Origin of the sequence: Caulobacter sp. SLTY (assembly GCF_009905535.1) — a bacterium.
GTDB lineage: Bacteria > Pseudomonadota > Alphaproteobacteria > Caulobacterales > Caulobacteraceae > Caulobacter.
Window position 1 is genome coordinate 45,446 of the sequence record NZ_JAAALA010000002.1, and the last position, 19,603, is coordinate 65,048.

At 68.5% G+C, this 19,603-nt stretch carries 17 protein-coding genes; 10 read left to right on the forward strand and 7 right to left on the reverse strand.

Going from position 1 to position 19,603, the window contains the following annotated elements; translation table 11 throughout:
* Positions 1-68: 68 nt before the first annotated feature.
* Positions 69-965 (reverse strand): branched-chain amino acid aminotransferase, encoded by an 897-nt coding sequence (locus GVN21_RS01440; RefSeq protein WP_166572922.1) that lies wholly within the window; start codon positions 963-965, stop codon positions 69-71.
* Positions 966-1,045: 80 nt separating this feature from the next.
* Between GVN21_RS01440 and GVN21_RS01445 the strand changes: the two genes are divergently transcribed.
* From GVN21_RS01445 to GVN21_RS01455, 3 genes are all read left to right on the forward strand, one after another.
* A complete protein-coding gene (locus tag GVN21_RS01445) occupies positions 1,046-1,528 on the forward strand; it encodes a helix-turn-helix domain-containing protein (RefSeq protein ID WP_166572923.1) in 483 nt (160 codons plus the stop codon).
* Positions 1,525-2,211: a response regulator gene (locus GVN21_RS01450; protein WP_166572924.1), complete on the forward strand. Its 687-nt coding sequence runs from the start codon at positions 1,525-1,527 to the stop codon at positions 2,209-2,211. Before GVN21_RS01445 ends, GVN21_RS01450 begins: the two co-directional genes overlap by 4 nt.
* A gap of 178 nt (positions 2,212-2,389) precedes the next feature.
* Positions 2,390-3,733 carry an ATP-binding protein gene (locus GVN21_RS01455; RefSeq protein ID WP_166572925.1) on the forward strand — a complete coding sequence of 448 codons (1,344 nt, stop codon included), beginning with the start codon at positions 2,390-2,392 and terminating at the stop codon, positions 3,731-3,733.
* 33 nt (positions 3,734-3,766) lie between these two features.
* On the opposite strand, the gene GVN21_RS01460 is transcribed toward GVN21_RS01455, so the two are convergent.
* Entirely contained in the window at positions 3,767-4,396 is a 630-nt protein-coding gene (locus GVN21_RS01460) for a TetR/AcrR family transcriptional regulator (protein ID WP_166572926.1), read from the reverse strand.
* Between the two features lie 127 nt (positions 4,397-4,523).
* Between GVN21_RS01460 and GVN21_RS01465 the strand changes: the two genes are divergently transcribed.
* The 3 genes from GVN21_RS01465 (at position 4,524) to GVN21_RS01475 (ending at position 7,596) form a co-directional block, all read left to right on the forward strand.
* A complete protein-coding gene (locus GVN21_RS01465) occupies positions 4,524-5,336 on the forward strand; it encodes a UDP-2,3-diacylglucosamine diphosphatase (RefSeq protein ID WP_166572927.1) in 813 nt (270 codons plus the stop codon).
* Positions 5,336-6,430, forward strand: a complete 1,095-nt coding sequence (locus tag GVN21_RS01470) for a glycosyltransferase family 1 protein (protein ID WP_166572928.1) — start codon at positions 5,336-5,338, stop codon at positions 6,428-6,430. Before GVN21_RS01465 ends, GVN21_RS01470 begins: the two co-directional genes overlap by 1 nt.
* Positions 6,431-6,516: 86 nt before the next feature.
* Entirely contained in the window at positions 6,517-7,596 is a 1,080-nt protein-coding gene (locus GVN21_RS01475; protein WP_166572882.1) for a hypothetical protein, read from the forward strand.
* Between the two features lie 21 nt (positions 7,597-7,617).
* On the opposite strand, the gene GVN21_RS01480 is transcribed toward GVN21_RS01475, so the two are convergent.
* From GVN21_RS01480 to GVN21_RS01490, 3 genes are all read right to left on the reverse strand, one after another.
* The gene (locus GVN21_RS01480; protein WP_346764200.1) at positions 7,618-8,367 is read right to left on the reverse strand and encodes a hypothetical protein; all 750 of its coding nucleotides are present in this window, start codon (positions 8,365-8,367) and stop codon (positions 7,618-7,620) included.
* A gap of 52 nt (positions 8,368-8,419) precedes the next feature.
* Complete coding sequence (locus GVN21_RS01485) at positions 8,420-9,343, reverse strand: DUF4349 domain-containing protein (protein ID WP_166572929.1); 924 nt, start codon at positions 9,341-9,343, stop codon at positions 8,420-8,422.
* Between the two features lie 96 nt (positions 9,344-9,439).
* Positions 9,440-10,486, reverse strand: a complete 1,047-nt coding sequence (locus GVN21_RS01490; RefSeq protein WP_346764201.1) for a ligase-associated DNA damage response exonuclease — start codon at positions 10,484-10,486, stop codon at positions 9,440-9,442.
* A gap of 51 nt (positions 10,487-10,537) precedes the next feature.
* Between GVN21_RS01490 and GVN21_RS01495 the strand changes: the two genes are divergently transcribed.
* The 3 genes from GVN21_RS01495 to GVN21_RS01505 all read left to right on the forward strand — a co-directional run bounded on the left by GVN21_RS01495 (position 10,538) and on the right by GVN21_RS01505 (position 12,553).
* On the forward strand, positions 10,538-11,008 hold the full coding sequence (locus tag GVN21_RS01495) for a PaaI family thioesterase (protein WP_166572931.1): 471 nt from the start codon (positions 10,538-10,540) through the stop codon (positions 11,006-11,008).
* The gene (locus GVN21_RS01500; RefSeq protein ID WP_166572932.1) at positions 11,005-11,436 is read left to right on the forward strand and encodes a PaaI family thioesterase; all 432 of its coding nucleotides are present in this window, start codon (positions 11,005-11,007) and stop codon (positions 11,434-11,436) included. Before GVN21_RS01495 ends, GVN21_RS01500 begins: the two co-directional genes overlap by 4 nt.
* A gap of 574 nt (positions 11,437-12,010) precedes the next feature.
* Positions 12,011-12,553 (forward strand): GNAT family N-acetyltransferase, encoded by a 543-nt coding sequence (locus tag GVN21_RS01505; RefSeq protein ID WP_166572933.1) that lies wholly within the window; start codon positions 12,011-12,013, stop codon positions 12,551-12,553.
* 3 nt (positions 12,554-12,556) lie between these two features.
* On the opposite strand, the gene ald is transcribed toward GVN21_RS01505, so the two are convergent.
* Positions 12,557-13,669 (reverse strand): alanine dehydrogenase, encoded by a 1,113-nt coding sequence (gene ald, locus GVN21_RS01510; protein ID WP_166572934.1) that lies wholly within the window; start codon positions 13,667-13,669, stop codon positions 12,557-12,559.
* Between the two features lie 83 nt (positions 13,670-13,752).
* Complete coding sequence (locus GVN21_RS01515) at positions 13,753-14,169, reverse strand: hypothetical protein (protein WP_166572935.1); 417 nt, start codon at positions 14,167-14,169, stop codon at positions 13,753-13,755.
* Between the two features lie 196 nt (positions 14,170-14,365).
* Between GVN21_RS01515 and GVN21_RS01520 the strand changes: the two genes are divergently transcribed.
* Entirely contained in the window at positions 14,366-19,462 is a 5,097-nt protein-coding gene (locus GVN21_RS01520) for an alpha-2-macroglobulin (protein WP_166572936.1), read from the forward strand.
* Positions 19,463-19,603: the final 141 nt, after the last annotated feature.

Here is a 19,603-nt window from a genome sequence, read left to right on the forward strand (position 1 = left end):
TGACGGAGTGTGGGGGTGGATTGGGGTAGGGGAGGGGCGCTGGGCGATCCCTCCCCTAGTTTCACGACCTAGGCCGCCGCGGTCGCCAGGGCTTCGCCGCGCACCAGGCGGGCGTAGTCGTCCATCAGGGTCAGCGAGATCGTGCCCGGGGTGAAGGTGAACTCGCCCACCTCGGCCACCGGGGTCACCTCGGCGGCGGTGCCGGTGATGAACAGCTCGCTGAACGTGCCCAGCTCCTCGAACGGGATGTGCCGCTCGATGATCTGGTAGCCGCGCTGCCGGGCCAGCTTCATCACCGTGCGACGGGTGATGCCGTCCAGGAAGCAGTCGGGGGTGGGCGTATGGATCACCCCGTCGCGCACCAGGAAGACGTTGGCGCCGGTCGCCTCGGCGATATAGCCCCGGTAGTCCTGCATCAGGGCGTCCGCATAGCCGTCGCGCTCGGCGGCGTGCTTGGAGATGGTGCAGATCATGTAGAGGCCGGCGGCCTTGGCGTCGGTCGGGGCGGTCTTCGGGTCCGGCCGGCGATAGAGGGCGTGCGCCAGGCGAATGCCCTTCTTCTTCTGCTCGGGGTCGAAGTAGCTGGGCCAGTCCCACACGGCGATGGCCACGTGGATCTTGGTCTGCTGGGCGGAAACCCCGATCATCTCGCTGCCGCGCCAGGCGATGGGGCGCAGATAGCAGTCGGTCAGGCCGTTGCGGGCGCAGGTTTCCTTGCAGGCGGCGTCGATCTCCGCCACCGTGTAGGGGATTTTGAAATCCAGGATCTCGGCCGACTTGAACAGACGCTCGGTATGGGCCGTGAGCTCGAAAATTTCCCCGTTGTACATCCGCTCGCCTTCGAACACGGCGGAGGCGTAATGAAGGCCATGGGTCAGTACGTGCACCTTCGCGTCGCGCCAGGGCACGAATTGCCCGTCAAACCAAATGACGCCGTCACGATCGTCGAAGGGAACCAGGGACATAGGGTTGTTTTCTCCTGTTCAGAAACGTCTTATCCCGGACCTGGCCCAGGGGTCCAAGGAAAAGCGCGGGGCCTCATAGCATGAATTCGCCCGCTGATCCCCGGCTGATCCTCAGCGAATCTGAACTCGATCTGGGGCTGGAGCTGGTGCTGCTGGCCCAGACCGGCATCTGGACCGCGGTCGATGCAGCCCTGGAGGGGGAGGCCAAGGGGCTGGGACGCGGCCATTGGCGAGTGGCCTTCCTGGTCCGGCGACGGCCGGGCGTGGGGGTGAAGGAGCTGGCCCGGCTCACCGGCCTGACCAAACAGGCGGCCAGCAAGACCCTGGCGGACCTGGAGGCGCTCGGCCTGGTGGAAAAGACGCCCGGCGAACTCGACACCCGCCGTCGCCCGGCCAGCCTGACCGCCGAGGGATTGGCCTTCGAGGCCCGGGTCGGCGAGCGGCTGCGGGGGCTGGTGGCGATGGCCTATCGCGACGGGGGCCTTGACGGCGTGGGCGCGGCGCGGCGCATTCTGGCCTCCCTGGCCGGGCCTCGCCTGACCGTGCGGCGGGAGGAGCCATGAGCGACAGACATCTCCTCGTCGTGGATGACGATGACCGCATCCGCGACCTGCTCAAGCAGTTCCTCAACCGGGGCGGCTTTCGAGTGACCACGGCGGCCAATGCGGAAGGCGCCGAGCGGCTGCTGGGCACGCTCGACTTCGACCTGGTGATTCTCGACGTGATGATGCCGGGCGAGGACGGGATGAGTTTCGCCCGCCGGCTGCGCGCCACGCCCGGACCCACGGCCAAGGCGCCGATCCTGATGCTGACCGCCCGGGGCGAGACCGCCGACCGCATCGAGGGGCTGAGCGCCGGGGTCGACGACTATCTGGCCAAGCCGTTCGAGCCGCAGGAGCTGATGCTGCGGATCGAGGCCATCCTGCGCCGCGCCGGTCCTCGCGCCAGCGGCGAGGCGCCCCTGTCGCTGGGCCGCTGCAAGTTCGACCCGGTGCGGGGCGAACTGACCCGCGACGGCGCCCCGGTTCGGCTGACCGAGGCCGAGGTCGACCTGTTGCGCACCCTGGCCAAGGCCCCGCATGCGCCGATCGACCGCTACACCCTGGCCCGCGATGACGCCGACGCGGCCGGCCGGGCGGTGGACGTGCAGGTCACCCGCCTGCGCCGCAAGATCGAGGATGACCCCAAGACGCCGCGCTACCTGCAGACGGTGCGCGGCGTGGGCTACCTGCTGGCGCCCGATTGATGGCCACGCAGCACGACTTTCCCCTCTCCCGCGAGGGAGAGGGAGGGGCCCGCGACGCGAAGCAGCGTGGGAGGGAGAGGGTTTACGAACGCCAACCTTCGACCCTCCGTAAACCCTCCCCCTACCCCCTCCCTCAGGGAGGGGGGCGCCTAGGCCTGCCAACGGCGGATGTGGCCGCATGAAAATCCGCGCCCTTCGCATCTTCGTGCCGCGGGCCATCAAGCGGTGGCTGCCGCAGTCGCTGTTCGCCCGCACCCTGCTGATCATCGTGCTGCCGGTGGCGATCATGCAGGGGCTGATCACCTGGATTTTTTTCGACCTGCACTGGCAGGCGGTGTCCTCAGGGCTGACCGACAGTCTGGCCGGCGACGTGGCCTGGATTACCGAGACCTATGAGGGGGCCCCGGCCGACCTGCCGCGTCTGGCGGCCCGCGCCGAAAGGAACCTGTCGCTCTCAGTCGCCTTCAAGCCGGGCGAAACCCTGTCGACCAATCGCAAGCAGGCCTACTTCGCCCCGGAGGACCGGGCGCTGGAGGCGGCGCTGGACCGGCGGCTGGACCGGCCCTTCTGGTTCAACAACCGGTCCTACAACAGCTGGGTCCAGATCGAGGCGCCGGTGCGCGGCGGGGTGCTGCGCATCTATGCGCCGCGTGAGCGGGCCTTCGCGGCCTCGGGCTGGATCTTCATCATCTGGATGAGCAGCGCCACCCTGCTGCTGACCGCCATCGCCATCCTGTTCATCCGCAATCAGGTCCGCGCCATCGAGCGGCTGGCCGAGGCGGCCGAGGCGTTCGGCAAGGGGGTGGAGGGGCCCGAACCCTTCAAGCCCTATGGCGCCAAGGAGGTCCGCCAGGCCGCCCAGGCCTTCCTGTCGATGAAGGCTCGCATCCAGCGCCACCTGGAGCAGCGCACCGTGCTGCTGGCCAGCGTCAGTCACGACCTGCGCACGCCGCTGACCCGGCTGAAACTGGAAATGGCCCTGGCCGAACCGACCAGCCAGACCGAGGCGATCAAGCGCGACCTTTCCGAAATGGAGCATATGATCGACGAATACCTCGACTTCGCCCGAGGCGAGGGGACCGAGGCGGTCGAGCCCACCGATCTGGCCGCTTTGCTGGCCCAGGCGCGGGACGATGCGGCGCGCGGCGGGGCGAAGGTGACCTTGACCGTCGAGCCCGGCCTGATGGCCGAGGTGCGACCCAATGCGATTAAGCGGGCGCTGGACAACCTGGTTTCGAACGCCGCGGGCCATGGGACGACCGTGGCGATTTCCGCCGCCCGCACCCCGGCCGGCAGCCTGGAGATCGCGGTCGAGGATGACGGGCCCGGGATCGCCGAGGACAGGTACGAGGAAGCCTTCAAGCCGTTCAGCCGGCTGGACGAGTCGCGCAACCAGAACCGCAAGGGGGTGGGCCTGGGTTTGGCCATCGTCCGCGACGTGGCGCGAAGCCACGGGGGCGAGGTGTTCCTGGCGCGATCGACGCTGGGCGGCCTGAAGGCGACGATCCGGTTGCCGGGGTAGGATGTCTCACCCGCTTGCGGGGGAGGACGAGGACTACTCAGGCCAGAGGTCGGTGACGCCGCCTTTGCGGTTGAGCATGTGGGTGGCGCGTTTGATCACCGTCAGCAGGCGTTCGATCCGCGCATCGCCATCATAGCTCAGGTCGGCGCGGGCCAGGCCCTCGAGCATGAAGCGGGCAAGGTCGCGGCTGGCCTGGAAGCGGGGGCCGGCGCCGGCGTGGAGCATCTTCAGGAAATGATCGCCGATCTGAGCCCGGTCGAACTCGGCACGGGCCGGAGCGATCAGGGCGGCGACTGTCGGATCCGTCCGCGCCGCGGCCTCCAGCTCCATGAAGGCGGTGAAGGCCGGGTGGCGCAGCAGCTCCCAATAGCTGTCGATGGCGTGCTCGGTTACGTCTGCGCCGGACGGAAGGTCCTCGGCCGCGCGACGGAACAGCTCGGCCCGCTCGGCCTGGAGGTGTTCGATCACCGCCTCCAGCAGGTCCTCGCGGGTGGGGAAGTGGTAGAGCATGGCGCCGCGCGTGATGCCGGCGGCCTCGGCCACGGCGGCATTGGTCGCAGCCGCGTAGCCGCCGGCGGCGATCACCGCCACCGCCTCGTCGAGAATTCGCGCCCGGGTCCGACGCGACTTTGGCGTGTCCCGATCCTTACGCAGTACTTCCATGCGCTCGATCTAGGTAACCGCTGTTCATGTCGCAATGCACAATCATCCCACTGCAACCGGTTTCATTGCAGTGACACGAAATCAGCCTACCGGCCGGGCATTTCAGGCGGATTGCAGTGGATCAAAAATGAGCAGCCCGACCCCGGTTCGCCGCTATCGCAGCCTGTTCATCAGCGACGTCCACCTGGGCACGGCCGGCTGTCAGGCCGAACTGCTGCTCGACTTCATCCGCCATGTGGAGTGCGACCAACTCTTCCTGGTCGGGGACATCGTCGATGGCTGGAAGCTGAAGGGCGGCTGGTACTGGCCCCAGGCCCATAACGACGTGGTCCAGAAGATCCTGCGGATGGCCCGCAAGGGGACGCAGGTCACCTACATCCCCGGCAACCACGACGAGTTCGGGCGCGACTTCTGCGGCGTGCACTTCGGCGGGGTGGTGGTGGCCCGCGACTGCCTGCATGAGACGGCCGACGGGCGGCGATTCCTGGTGACGCACGGGGACGAGTTCGATGGCGTCGTGCAACACGCCCGCTGGCTCGCCTTCCTCGGCGATTGGTCCTATAGAACGCTCCTGATGCTGAACACCCTGCTCAACCGCGCCCGGCGCCGGATGGGTCTGGGCTACTGGAGCCTGTCGGCTTTCCTGAAGGTCAAGGTGAAGAACGCCCTGCAGTTCATCGAGCGGTTCGAAGAGGCCGTTGCCGAGGAGGCCCGCAGGCGCGGCGCCGACGGCGTCATCTGTGGCCATATCCACAAGGCCGAGATGCGGATGATCGGGGACATTCTCTACATCAACGATGGGGACTGGGTGGAAAGCTGTACCGCGCTCGCCGAGGATTTCGACGGGACCCTGCACATCATCGACTGGGCCAAGGAGCGGTCCTGGTCCATGATCGAGCGGGCGAAGATCGAATCCCTGCCGGAGCCTGCCGCCGCCTGATGCGAATTCTGTTGGCCACCGACGCCTGGGAACCCCAGGTCAACGGCGTCGTCCGCACCCTGACGCGGACGATCGCCGAGCTTCAGGCCATGGGCCATGAGGTCGAGGTGATCAGCCCCGACCAGTTCAAGACCATCCCCTTGCCCACCTATTCGGAAATCCGCCTGGCCATCGGGGCGGACGAGGCGGTGCGGGAGAAGTTCAAGGCCTTCGAGCCCGAAGCCATCCACATCGCCACCGAGGGCACGCTGGGCCTGGCCGCCCGGCGGGTGTGCCTCGAATGGAAGCTGCCGTTCACCACCAGCTACCACACCCGGTTCCCCGAATACGTCAGCGCCCGGCTGCCGCTGCCGCTGGCGGCGGGCTATGCCTACATGAAGTGGTTCCACAAGCCGTCGGGCCGGCTGATGGTGGCCACGCCGACCATGCGCGACGAACTGTTGGCCCATGGCTTTCGCAACATATCGCCCTGGTCGCGGGGGGTGGACACAGAACTATTCCATCCGCGCCTGCGCGAGCAGGACATCTTCAAGGACCTGCCGAAGCCCATCTTCCTGAACGTCGGGCGGGTGGCGGTTGAGAAGAATATCGAGGCCTTCGCCTGCCTCGACCTGCCCGGCACAAAGGTGGTGGTCGGCGATGGGCCGCAGCGCGAGGAACTGGCCACCAAGTATCCCGAGGTGGTCTTCGCCGGCGCCAAGTTCGGCGAGGAGCTGGCCGCCTATTTCGCCTGCGCCGATGTCTTCGTCTTCCCCTCGCTGACCGACACCTTCGGCCTGGTGATCCTGGAGGCCATGGCCACCGGCACCCCGGTGGTGGGTTTCAGCGCGCCAGGGCCCATCGACATCATCCCGGGCTCCGGCGCGGGCGCCCTGGCCCCCGGCAAGACCGACGGGCTGAAGGAGGCCTGCTTGGCCTGCCTTGAGCTGGACCGAGCCGAGGTGCGGACCTTCGCCGAGAAGTTCAGCTGGCGGGCCTGCGCCGAGGAATTCCTGAAGAACCTGCAGCCCTATCCCGAGCCGGAGAAGACGCGGTTCTGGCGGCGGCTGCGGCGGCTGGCGCGGCTGCGGCGGCGGGAAAAGCCGGCGGCCTGATCCAGCCGTGACGGGCGTCACGCCCCGGGATGGACTCACCCTGTTAAGACGCGAACACTGTTCGCTCACAACACAGGGTGGAATCCATGTTCAATTCGGATGTGCTGGAGGTCGGCATAGGCCTCATCCTGTTCTTCCTACTCGCCAGTCTGATCGCCAGCGCCGTGCGGGAGATCATCGAGACAAAGCTGAAGACCCGGGCATTGGACCTGGAGCGGGGCATTCGCGAACTGCTCGACGATCCGAAAGGCCAGGGGTTCGCCAAGGCCTTCTTCGAGCATGCCAACATCTTTTCCCTGTTCGCCGGCGCCTATGAGCCGGCCAAGCTGGTCACCCGGGGCGGCGCCCTGGAAATGCCGCTAGAGGGAAGAGCCAGCCTGCCGACCTATATCCCGGCCGGCCAGTTCGCTACGGCGATCATCGACCTGGTCGGGCGCGGGGTCGATGCGACAGGCAAGATCGACAGCGCCCCGATCACCCTGACCACGCTGCGCGCCCGCGCCGCCGAGCTGCCCAGTCGCCGGCTGCAACAGGCGGTCCTGTCGGCTATCGATCACGCGGGGGATGATCTGGGTCAGGTGAAGAAGAACCTGGAGACCTGGTTCAACGGCACGATGGATCGGGTATCGGGCTGGTACAAGCGCCGCACCCAATACTGGCTGATGGTCATCGGCGTCCTGGCGGCGGTGCTTTTCAACCTCGACGCCCTGACAGTGGCCGACCGGCTGGTCAACGACCACGCCCTGCGCGCCGCGGCGGTCGGCTATGCCGAGAAGATCAGCGGGGACGACAAGCCGCTGCCCGCCGCCGACCTGACCCAGCTGCGCAAGGATCTGGGGTCGATGGGCTATCCGGTCGGTTGGCGATACGACGTCTGGAGGAAGGCGGACGGCCAGCCGGTGGTGACCCTATGGAACTACGATCTTCAGGTGCCGCTCCCGGCCCCGCAGAGCTGCCTGAAGTCCGCCGGCAACGGCTGCGAAATCCAGCGCTACGTCGGGTTTGGCGAGATTCTCAGCATGATCACCGGCTGGCTGATCACCGCGGCCGCCATCTCCTTCGGCGCCCCCTTCTGGTTTGATGTGCTCAACAAGATCATGGTCATCCGCTCGACCGTGAAGCCCCGCGAGAAGAGCCGCGAAGAAGGGTCGGCGGACGCCAAGTAGTGACGCCCCCCCGACCGCGCCTCACCTCGGCGCGGTCGTGGAGCGGTCGAACAGTTCTTCAAGGATCATGATCTTCTGCCAGACCTCGCGGCCCAGGTCGGTGCAAAGGTTTTCCACGTCGCTGGCGGCGGCCACGATCACATGATCGTCGGCCTCGCCGGCCATCACCGCGGCCAGCTTGCCGGTCAGGGCCAGCATCTCGGCGCAGTATTCCAGGTAGCGAACCAGCTGGAACTTGGTCATCGTCCGCTCCGGCGAGGCGCGGGTGCGCTGTTCCGGTGGGGTCAGGATCACCGTCGGGTCCTTGGTCAGCTGGTGCATGTCGATGACATGGGCCAGGGCGCGCAGCTGGTGCAGCCAGGCCTGCACCCGGCCCCGCCGCACCCGCTCCTCCAGGGTCAGCAGGAACCACACCCCGCCGGCCACCAGCAGCAGGATGTTCAGCGCCGATTCCAGCACCGGGGTGAATTCCAACGGGTCGTCGGCGTCCTTCAACGCCGACCAGTCCACGAGGGTGAAGCCCCAGACCTGGGCGGCTATGCCCCCGAAGATGATCAGGAAGACCAGGGCGCGAAGACCGTAGTAGGGCCGGGTCAGGGCGCGGGTCCGCTTGCCGGCATCCTCGGCGGTCAGGGCCAGTTCGGCCGCCACCCGCGACAGGCCGGAGTCTGGGAACCGCTCGCTGATGCGCTCGAACAATCGGTGGGCGGTCTTGGCCACCAACCCCGAGTCCAGCCTGCGATAGATGTCGTCCCGCTCGCGCTCGGCCACAGCCCCCTCCGTTGACCCGATCAGATCACGGAAGGGGCCGGGCCGTCCATGCTCAGGCGCCGGTGTCGAGGGGCGGCGGCCTGGCGGCGCGGGCCGCCTTGGCCTGACGCGACCGGCGCATCAGCCACCAGACGACCGGCGCGGCGACCAGGCCGAGCGGCAGCAGGAAGGAGAGGATGGTCACCAGCCCGGCCAGGACAAGCAAGACATTGCCCAGGAAGCCTTCGAAGGCTCCCGCCAGGGGCGAGGCCACATCGTCCGGAGCGGCCACCCCGCGCGAGACATAGTCGATGGTCAGCTTCGAGGTCGCCACTCGGCCGCGCATGACCTCCAGGGACGAGCGGGTGGCGTCGATCGTGCCGCGCACCCGGGCCAGTTCCTGCTCGATGGCCAGGGCGTCGGCCAAGGTTCCCGGCCGTTCGGCCAGCAGCCGCTCGAGCCGGTCCTGCAGCGCCGTCTGGGCTCGCAGCGCCGCCTCGGTGTCGACCATGGACCGGGTCAAATCCTCTGTCTCCAGGCCGCTCTCCAGCACCTTGCCGCCGGCCCCGACGGTCTCACCCTCCAGCCGTTCGCGGAACCGTTTCAGCCAGGCCGGCTGAGCGCGAATCTCCAGCCGGCCGCGCGCCTGGTCGCGGCCCTCGGCGCTGCTGGTCGAGGCGACGACCTGGCACAGGCCCGGCCCCGCCGCCTCGCAGGTTTGCTGATGGGCGTTCAGCATCCCACGCGCCTTGTCGGCCGGCAGTTCAAGGCGATAGCTGTAGGCATAGGCCAGCATGGGGGCGGCCGGCGCCGGCGCCGGGTCCGCCTTGGAGGGTTCGCCGGCCTTGCTGGGCGCCCCAGGCTGGTCCACCCGGCCTGCCATCACTTGTTGGGGCTGCGGCGAAGCCGCTTCACCGACCGCATTGCCGTCGACGGCCTGGTTGCAGGCGGCCAGCAGCAGCGGGATGGCCGCCCAGACGACGAACTTGGCGCGCATCGATGTCCCTCACGATTCTCACGGTTCTGTGAGGGATGGTGACGTCGGCGTGATGGTCTAAATGTGGCCCACCGGTGTTCGCCCAGCGGCGGCCGGTTAGGTTTCCTCTTCCTCGTAGCCGACCAGCGCCAGGGCCCGCGCCGGCTGTCCGCGCAGTTCGCACCAGCGCAGCAGGCCTTCCTCCCGCCCGTGGGTAATCCACACCTCGCCGGGCGAGACCTCGGTCAGGGTGGCGGTCAGCTCGTCCCAGTCGGCGTGGTCGCTGATGATCAGGGGCAGTTCCACCGCCCGCTGCCGGGCCCGTGCGCGGACGCTCATCCAGCCGGAGCAGAAGGCGCTGACCGGGTCGGCGAACCGGCGGCTCCAGCGGTCGGCCAGGGCCGAGGGCGGGCAGATGACGATCTCGCCGGCAAAGTCCCGGCCCTTTTCGATGGTCGCCGGTTCCAGGGGGCCAAGGTCGACGCCGTGGTCCTCGTAGAGCCGGTTTAACCGCTCCAGGGCGCCGTGGACATAGATCGGCCGCTCCCAGCCGCCCTCGCGCAGCAGGCGGATCACCCGTTGCGCCTTGCCCAGGGCATAGGCGCCCAGCATGTGGGTCCGGCCGGGAAACTGGACGAGGCTGGCCAGCACCTTGCCGACCTCGCCGGCGTCGTCCGGATGGCGGAAGACGGGCAGGCCGAAGGTCGCTTCGGTGATGAAGACGTCGCAGGGGACCGGCTCGAACCCCTGACAGGTCGGGTCGCGCCGCCGCTTATAGTCCCCGCTGACCACCATGGTCAGGCCGTTCCAGCGCACCACGGCCTGGGCTGAACCCAGCACATGGCCGGCCGGGACGAGGCGGATCTCCACCCCGTTGTGCGTCACCGTCTCGCCATAAGGGGCGGCTTGGCGAGTCGCAGTGAACTCTTCACCATAGCGGGTGGCCATGATGTCCAGGGTCGCGGGGGTGGCCAGCACCGTGCCGTGGCCGGAGCGGGCGTGGTCGGCGTGGCCGTGGGTGATCACCGCCCGGTCCACCGGGACCACCGGATCGACATAGAAGTCGCCCGGCGGGCAGTAGAGCCCTTTCGGCGTCGGGCAGAGCAGCTGTTCGGGTCTGATCACGAAGGACCTTACGTTTGGCGCGCGGGAAGGCTCCCCCACACTGGATATAGGGCACTGGATATAGGGCGTTCGCCGCCGTATGACCGAGGGATGAGCGACAAAGACGCCGTCATGCACAACATCGCCCAAGGCATGAGCCAGGGCAGCCCCTACGCCCGCGAGATGGGGTTTGAGCTGGTCAGCATGGAGGGCGGCGCCGCCCTGATGCGGGCGCCCTACAAGGAGATCATGGTCGGCGACCCGGACACCGGGGTGATCGCCGGCGGGGTGGTCACCGGCCTGCTGGACCATTGCTGCGGTTCGGCGGTGCACCTGTCGATGACCGAGTTCAAGATCATTGCCACCCTCGACCTGCGGATCGACTACATGCGGGCGGCCAAGCCCCGGATGCCGATCTTCGCCAGGGCCGAATGCTACAAGGTCACCCGCTCGGTGGCCTTCGTACGGGCCGTGGCCTACGACGAGACGCCGGACGATCCGGTCGCCTCGGCCGCCGCCGCCTTCATGCTGGACTCCAGCAAGGGTCGGCCGTTCATGGCCAACATGAAGGCCGGCCAATGAGCGGCGCCCAGACCGAAGCCCAGGCCGCGCTGTCCGCGATGCTGGAGCGGATTCCCTACGCTCGCTTCCTGGGTGTTCGGGCCGAGCTGGCCGGCGACGAGATGACCATGGTTATGCCCTTCGGCCAGCACATCATCGGCAACCCCACCCTGCCGGCCATCCACGGCGGGGTGCTCGGCAGCTTCATGGAAATGACCGCCCTGGCCCAGCTTCAGGTCAAGGAAGGCGCTGCGCGCCAGCCGCGGGTGATCGACGTGTCCATCGAATACCTGCGATCGGGCCGGCCGCTGACCACCTATGCCAGGGCCGAGATCAAGAAGGTCGGGCGGCGGATCGCCAACGTCCACGTCGAGGCCTGGCAGGAACAGCGAGCCTCCCCGATCGCCGCGTTGAGAGCGCATTTCCTGTTGGCGCAGGGAGAGAGCTGATCTCCCTCGCCGTCATCCTAGGCCTTGTGCCTAGGATCCATTTGTCCGCTTGCAGGAATCGTAGGGTGGAGGCGCGGCGCGCCTCCAAGGCAGTCGCTCGCGGCGAGCCGCACCATGGATCCTAGGCACAAGGCCTAGGGTGACGGAAGTAACGAGCAGGTCGAGCCTTAATTACATTTCCGTAACTTCCTTACACCTGAGTTATTCTCTTAAAAGCACGTCATGACGCAGGCTTAACAAGCATTATCCAAGCAACCGGCCTACACCTCTAATCACAGGCCGCGGACATCTCCGCCGCCAAGCAAACCTAGAGGGACAACTTCGATGACCACCCGTTTCGCCAACCTGGCCAGCCTCATCCTGGCCGCCCTGCCGATCGTCGCCATTTCCGGCATCGCCCAGATGGAAACCGCCGCCCGCGCGATCGGTCTGTGAGCCGCCGCGCCATGCTTCACCGGGTCTAGTTCTTCCCCCAGCAGGCCCGGTGGAGCCGATGCGCTCCAACCGAATGTTCGACAGAGGCGCCCTTCGGGACGCCTTTTTCGTTTGGCCACAACCAGGTTATGCAAGGCTCATGATCGCTCCTGGCCCCACCCTGACCACCGCCCGCCTGATCCTGCGCCCGACGGCGAGGGAGGATTTCGACGGCTGGGCCGAACTGATGGCGGACGAGGAGAACAGTGGATTCATCGGCGGCCCGCAATCACGGCCTGCCGCCTGGCGCGGGATGATGAGCATGGCCGGCGCCTGGGCGCTGGAGGGCTATGCGATGTTCAGCGTGCTGGACAAGGAGACCGGCGAGTGGCTGGGCCGCATCGGCCCTTGGGTTCCCGAGGGCTGGCCGGGCACCGAAGTGGGCTGGGCCCTGCTGAAGAAGGCCTGGGGCAAGGGCTATGCGGTCGAGGCCGCCGAGGCGACCATCGACTGGGCCTTCGACACCCTGGGCTGGACCGAGGTCATCCACACCATCGACCCGGCCAATACGGCGAGCCAGGTTGTTGCTAAGCGCCTCGGCTCGACCAACTGGGGGCCGAGCAAGCTTCCGCCGCCGTTTGAGGACAAGCCGGTCGACGCCTGGGGACAGACCCGCGAGCAGTGGCGCGCGCGGGTCCGCTAGACCTTAGGCCCACGCCCCGTAAGGATCCACGAACGGCTTGCCCAAGGCCTCGGCCACGGCCGGGTGGGTCAGCTCGCCCGTCAGGACATTGAGCCCCTTGGCCAGGTGCTTGTCCTTGGCCAGCGCCTCCAGCCCATGGTCGGCCAGCGCCAGGCCGAAGGGCAGGGTGGCGTGGACCAGCGCTTCCGAGGACGTGCGCGGGGCCGCGCCCGGCATGTTGGCGACGCAATAGTGCACGACGCCGTCGACCGTGTAGGTCGGCTCGGCGTGGGTGGTCGGGTGGCTGGTCTCGAAACAGCCGCCCTGGTCGATGGAGACATCGACCAGCACGCTCCCGGGCTTCATGCGGGCAAGATCGCCGCGCTTGATCAGCTTCGGCGCGGCGGCGCCGGCGGTCAGTACCGCTCCGATGACCACGTCGGCTTTCAGGATCTCTTCCTCGATGGCGTCGAGGGTCGAGTATCGTGTCAGCACCCGGCCCATGAAGATGTCGTCCAGCTCGCGCATCCGGGGGATGGAGCGTTCCAGCACCACCACCTCGGCGTTGAGGCCCATGGCCATGCGGGCGGCGTTCATGCCGACCACGCCGCCGCCGAGCACGGCGACGCGGGCCGGGGGCACGCCAGGGACGCCGCATAGCAGCAGGCCCATGCCGCCGTTATGCTTCAGCAGGGTTTCGGCCGCCGAGAAGACGGCGATCCGGCCGGCCACCTCGCTCATCGGGGCCAGCAGCGGCAGGCCGCCCTTGGCGTCCGTGACGGTCTCATAGGCAATGGCCGCGCAGCCCGAGGCGATCAGGCCCTCGGTCTGGGCCGGATCGGGCGCGAGATGCAGGTAGGTGAACAGGATGTGGCGCGGCTCCAGCCGCTCCCACTCAACCTTCTGGGGTTCCTTGACCTTGACGATCATGTCGCTGCCCGCGAACACCGCCGCCGCGTCGGGGGCGATGGTCGCGCCGGCCCGCATATAGGTCTCGTCGCTGTAGCCGGCGCCGAGGCCCGCGGTGGTCTCGACCAGCACCTGGTGACCGCGCGCGACATATTCACGGACCGCCGTGGGCGGCAGTCCCACGCGGTGTTCGCCAGGTTTGATCTCCTTGGGCACGCCAACGCGCATGAGCTTTTCTCCCTATGGCCGTTTCGGGGGCCGTTTGCCCCCTCCCTACCGCAAGGTCAAGAACGCGTCTTGCGCGAATTCGTCTACGGACGCAGGTCGGCCGCCTCGCAGACGGCCACGCGCGACTCGCCGATGGCGGCCCGCTTGGTCCGGAATTCGCGCATCAGCCCTTCCAGGGTGACCTGATCCTGGCCGCCCAGCGCCAGGCCCTCGCAGACGGTCAGGTTGCGGGCGTGGTCCGCCAGCGCGGTCTCATGGCTCTTCATCTTGCCGCACAACGCCGGATAGTCGGCGCCCGGCTGGTCCAGGGTCGCGCCCAGGGCCATGGCGGCCTCGGCCTCGTCCAGCGCGGGCTCGACGATCTTCAGGCATTGAGCTTCGCGGTCCTGGGAAAAGGCTGGGGCCGGGACGACCGTCATCGGTCCGCCCAGCCCCGCCAGTGCGATCCCCACGGCGGCCAGCCCCAACAGGTTCCGACCCGCCATTTTCGCCTTGATCATCCGACACCTTTGCCAAGGCCCAATCCGATGACCGGGACCCACTCTATCCAAGGGTGGCCCAGCTTGCGTCCCATGAAAAGGGGGCGTCGAAGCCCTTGGGATTCCCCGGAAAAGAGAATTTGAACGGGCTCATTGACCGCCGTTCGTAACTGGCCTCATCCTGTGGAAAACCAGCCTAATTTCGGGGAGACCGGCCATGGCGCCGAGCGACGAAACCTCCGGTGAACCCGGCGCGGAGACGCGCGCCAAAAGCTCCCCCTCCCGGTTCAATTTCCAGATGCCCAAAGGCGTCTCTCCGTCCGTGGCGATCGTCGCGGCGGCGGCCCTGGCGCTCGGTTTCGGCGGCGGTTGGGTGGCGGCCAGCGGCGGCCTGCCCTTCCTGGGCGGCACGGGCCCCAACACCTCCGTCGCCAGCGCGTCCAAGGATGGCCGCACGCCCGGCGCCCTGCCCTGGAACCTGTTCGGCAAGCCGCGAGGCGCCAATGCGCCCCGGCGCGGCATTCCCAAGCCCGAAGGCTTCGCCGTGTGGCGGACCCGGCTGGACACCAGCGCCGCCGAGCCCAAGGCCTGCGTGGAGCTGTCCCGCCCGCTCGACGAATCGAAATCCTACAGCGACTTCGTGCTGGTCTCGCCGGACCTCGGCGGCACCCCCGCGGTCAGCGTGAACCCGAAGAACAAGGCCGAGCTCTGCATCGCCGGCATGGGCTTCACCGACCGCCGCGTGACCCTGCTCAAGGGCCTGCCCGGCCGGGGCGGCGACAAGCTGGCCGCCAATTCCGACGTCGACTTCACCTTCGGTGAGAAACCCCCGTACGTCGGCTTCGCCGGCAACGGCGTCATCCTGCCCCGCCAGGACAGCGACGGGGTCGGCATCGAGACGGTCAATGTCTCCAAGCTCTATGTCGAGGTCTGGCGCGTGTCGGACCGCAACCTGGTCCGCAAGTCGATCAGCGCGCCGGATCCGACCGGCGAGGGCGACTGGCCGGGCGACTATGGGGATGACAGCCCCAATGACGAGGGCCGGGTGGTCTGGAAGGGCGAGGTGCCGGTGCGCGGCGGCCAGGGCGACCGGGTCACCACCGTCTTTCCGCTGGGCGCCGTGCTGAAGGAAATGAAGCCGGGCGGCTATGTCATCAAGGCCCGCGACGCCTCGGCCGGAACCCGCAACGAAGACGACGAGAGCGAGGGCGTGCAGCCCGCCCAGGCCCGCCGCTGGATCATGTTCACCGACATGGCCCTGGCCGGCTACGACGGGGCCGAGAGCCTGGACGTGGTGGTCCGCAGCCTGAAGTCGGCCAAGACCATGGCCGGGATGCGGGTGGTGCTGGTCGCCGCCAACGGCGAGGACCTCGCCGAGGCCAAGTCCGACGCCAGCGGCCGGGTCCGCTTCTTGCGCCCGCTGCTCAAGGGCGAGAACGCCATGCGGCCGAAGATGGTCATGGCCTATGGGCCGCAGGGGGACCTGGCGGTGCTGGACCTCGACCGCTCGCCGGTGGACCTGTCGAAACAGGGCGTTGGCGGCCGCAGCGGCCCCGCGCCGGACGAGGATGAGACCGGCGGCCGGGTGGCCGGCTCGGAGGTGGATGGCTACCTCTACGCCGACCGCGGCATCTACCGTCCCGGCGAGACCGTCCACCTGACCGCCATGGTCCGCGACCTGCAGTCGAAGGCGGTGAAGGACCGCAAGGGCGAGATCATCATCCGCCGCCCCTCCGGCGTGGAGTTCAAGCGCTACGGCTTCGACGGCGCGCCCAAGGGGGCGGTCAGCATCGATGTGGCCCTGCCAAAGAGCTCGCCGCGCGGCCGCTGGACCGCCGTGCTCAAGATCGAGGGTCTGGAGGGTGACGCCGGCAATCTCTCCTTCTCGGTCGAGGACTTCGCGCCGCAGCGTCTGGCCGTCGACACCAACGGCAATGACAAGGTTCCGGTCGCCGCCGGCGAGACCCGCCAGGTGGCGGTCACCGCCCGCTTCCTATACGGCGCGGCCGGCGCCGGCCTGCAGACGCAAGGCGAGGCCCGGCTGGCGGCGGACACCAACCCCTTCCCGGCCTTCAAGGACTTCCGCTGGGGGAACGAGAAGGACGGCTTCCAGGAGAAGTTCCTCGAGCTCGGCTCCTCGGTCACCGACGGCGAGGGCAAGGCGATCCTGTCCCTGGCCTCCAGTGAGGCCGGCGAGACCACCGCGCCGCTGAAGGCCACGGTCACCGCCAGCGTTTTCGAACCCGGCGGCCGGCCGGTGCGCGAAAGCCTGTTCCTCAAGGTCCGCACCAAGCCGGTCTATCTGGGGGTCAAGGTCGATGAAGGTGAGGGCGGCGGCTCGAAGCCTACTGTCGGGATCGATGTGATCGCCGTGGACGCGGCCGGCAATCGCATCGCCGCGCCGGGGTCCACCTACACCCTGATCTCCGAGAACTGGGACTATGACTGGTTCCAGCAGGACGGCCGCTGGCAATGGCGGCGCACCAGCCGCGACGCGGTCATCGTGCGCCAGACGATCAACATCGGCGCCGGCGCCCCTGCCAAGATCGGCCGCCGCCTCGACTGGGGCGACTACCGCCTGGAGATCGAGGGCCCGAGCGGGGCCAAGACGGTGATCCGCTTCGCCGCCGGCTGGGGCAGCCCGGCCCGCGACGGCGAGGCGCCCGACTTCGTCCGCATCGGCCTGACCAACAAGGCCCCGGCTCAGGGTGACACCGTCGACCTGACCATCAAGAGCCCCTACGCCGGTGAGGCCCAGGTGGCGGTGGCCACCGACCGGGTGATCGACTTCAAGACCTTCAGCGTGCCGGAAGGCGGCACGACCCTGAAACTCAAGACCAACCCCGCCTGGGGCGGCGGCGCCTATGTGCTGGTCAGCGTGGTCCAGCCGCGAGATCCGGTCGCCACGCCCAAGCCCCGCCGGGCGCTCGGCCTGCTCTATGTCCCGCTCGATCCCAAGAACCGCAAGCTGACGGTCGAGCTCGGCACCCCTGAGAAGCTGCACGCCAAAGCCGCCGTCGAGGTGCCGGTGGAGGTCAAGGGCCTCGGCGTCGGGCAGCGTGCCAAGGTGACGGTCGCGGCCGTCGATGAAGGTATCCTGCGCCTGACCAAGTTCTCCAGTCCCGATCCGGCCAAATGGTATTTCGGCAAGCGGGCCCTGACGCTCGACTACCGTGATGACTACGGCCGCCTGCTCGACCCCAACCTCGGCGCCCCCGCCAACGTCAACTTCGGCGGCGACCAGCTGGGCGGCGAGGGGCTGACGGTCACCCCGATCAAGTCGGTGGCCCTGTGGAGCGGCATCGTCGAGACCGACGTGTTCGGCAAGGCCCGCATCAAGCTGCCGGCCGCCGACTTCAATGGCGAGCTGCGGGTCATGGCCGTGGCCTGGACCGACGAGGCCGTCGGCTCGGCCTCCAAGCCGATGACCGTGCGCGAGCCGGTGGTGGCCGACCTCAACCTGCCCCGGTTCCTGAGCCCCGGCGACAAGCCGGTGGCCACTCTCGAACTGCACAATGTCGAGGGCAAGCCGGGCGACTACGCGGTCGAGACACGGGCCAGCAACGGCATCGTCATGACCTTCAAGAAGATCTTCCGGCTGATCCTCGGCCAGCGGATCGCCGAGCGGATTCCCTTCCTGGCGCCGGACCGCATCGGCGTCGGCGAGGTCGGCTTCAAGGTCACCGGTCCCGACTTCTCGACCGACAAGACCTATCCCATCCAGAGCCGCCTCGGCTGGGGACCGGTCACCCGCACCTTCACAGCCGAACAGGCGCCCGGGGCTGTCTGGACCCCGTCCGGCGACCTGCTGGCCGGCATGGCGGCGGGCGATGTGACGCTCCAGGTCAGCTACTCGCCGTTCCGCGGCTTCGACCCGGCGGCCATCGCCGCAGCCCTGTCGCGCTACCCCTATGGCTGCACCGAGCAGACGGTGTCGGTGGCCTATCCGCTGCTCTACGCGGCGGAGGTGGCCCCCGACCCGAAGCAGCGCCGCTCCAGCGCCGCCCTCAACGAGGCGGTGGGCAAGCTGCTTGACCGCCAGACCCTCGACGGCGCCTTCGGCCTCTGGCGGGTCGGCGACGGGGAGGCGGACGCCTGGCTCGGCGCCTACGCCACCGACTTCCTCTGGGAAGCCAAGCAGCGCGGCGCCCCGGTGCCGGACGCGGCCATGGACAAGGCGCTGAACGCCATGAAGGCGATCAGCCGTCCCGACGGTTGGGTCTCGGTCGGCTACCGCACCGAATACCCCGCCTGGTGGGGCCGCAACGAGGACGAGGCCAAGGCCGCGACCCAGCGGATGCGGTCCCGCGCCTCGGCCTACGCCCTCTATGTCCTGGCCAAGTCCGGACGTGGCGATCTGGCGCGGCTGCGCTGGTGGCACGACGTCCAGATGAAGAAGGACGACAACCCCATCGCCCGCGCCCAGGTCGGCGCAGCCTTGGCCCTGATGGGCGACAAGGCCCGGGCCCGCTCGGCCCTGCGGGGCGCGGTGGCCAAGCTTGGCTACCGCGACGAGCAGGACTGGTACCAGAGCCCGCTGCGCGACATCGCCGCGGTCATCGCCTACGCCTACGAGGCCGGCGAGCAGGACCTGGCCCGGCCGCTGATCGAGCGGCTGGACGGGGTGGTGCGTGATCCGGACGCCCTCAACACCCAGGAACAGGCCCAGCTGCTGCATGCCGCCTCGGCGATCATGAAGCGGACCGGCCCGGTGAAGATCCAGGCGACCGGGGTCACGGCGCTTGAGCCGGCCGGCGGGGTTCCGCGCTGGGCGGTGGGCAAGCTGGCCGACGCCCGCTTCACCAACAACGGCGGGGCGCGCATCTGGCGGACGGTGACGGTGCGCGGCACGCCCATCGCCGCCCCCGGCGCGGCCAGTAACGGGGTCAGCGTCGACAAGCGGCTGTTCACCCTGCAGGGCGGCGGCGTTGATCTGGCCAACATCCGCCAGGGGGACCGGGTCATCGTGCTGCTCTCGGGCCGCTCGGCCCAGGGCCGCACCATCAGCCTGGTGGTCGACGACGCCCTGCCGGCCGGCTTCGAGGTGGAGACGGTGCTGTCGCCGGAAGACGCCAAGGACGGTCCGTTCAAGTTCCTGGGCGAACTGACCGGCGCGGACATCCAGGAGGCCCGCGACGACCGCTTCATCGCGGCCATGGACCTGGGCGGCAACCGCCCCTACGCGCTGGCCTACATCGCCCGCGCCGTCACCCCCGGGGACTTCTTCTTCCCTGGCGCGGAGGCGAGGGACATGTACCGCCCGGCGGTCAACGCGCGCGGCGGGGCGAGCCGGGTGGTGATCGGGTATCAGTGAGCGTTCGTGATTGGCCGCCAGTGGTCCCTTCTCCCCTTGCGGGATAAGGTGGCCCGAAGGGCCGGATGAGGGGTCGATGACTCTCAAAGCTGCGTGGAGGCGGAGAGTTCGGGCTGTGTCCGGGCCGGTGCGACCCCTCAT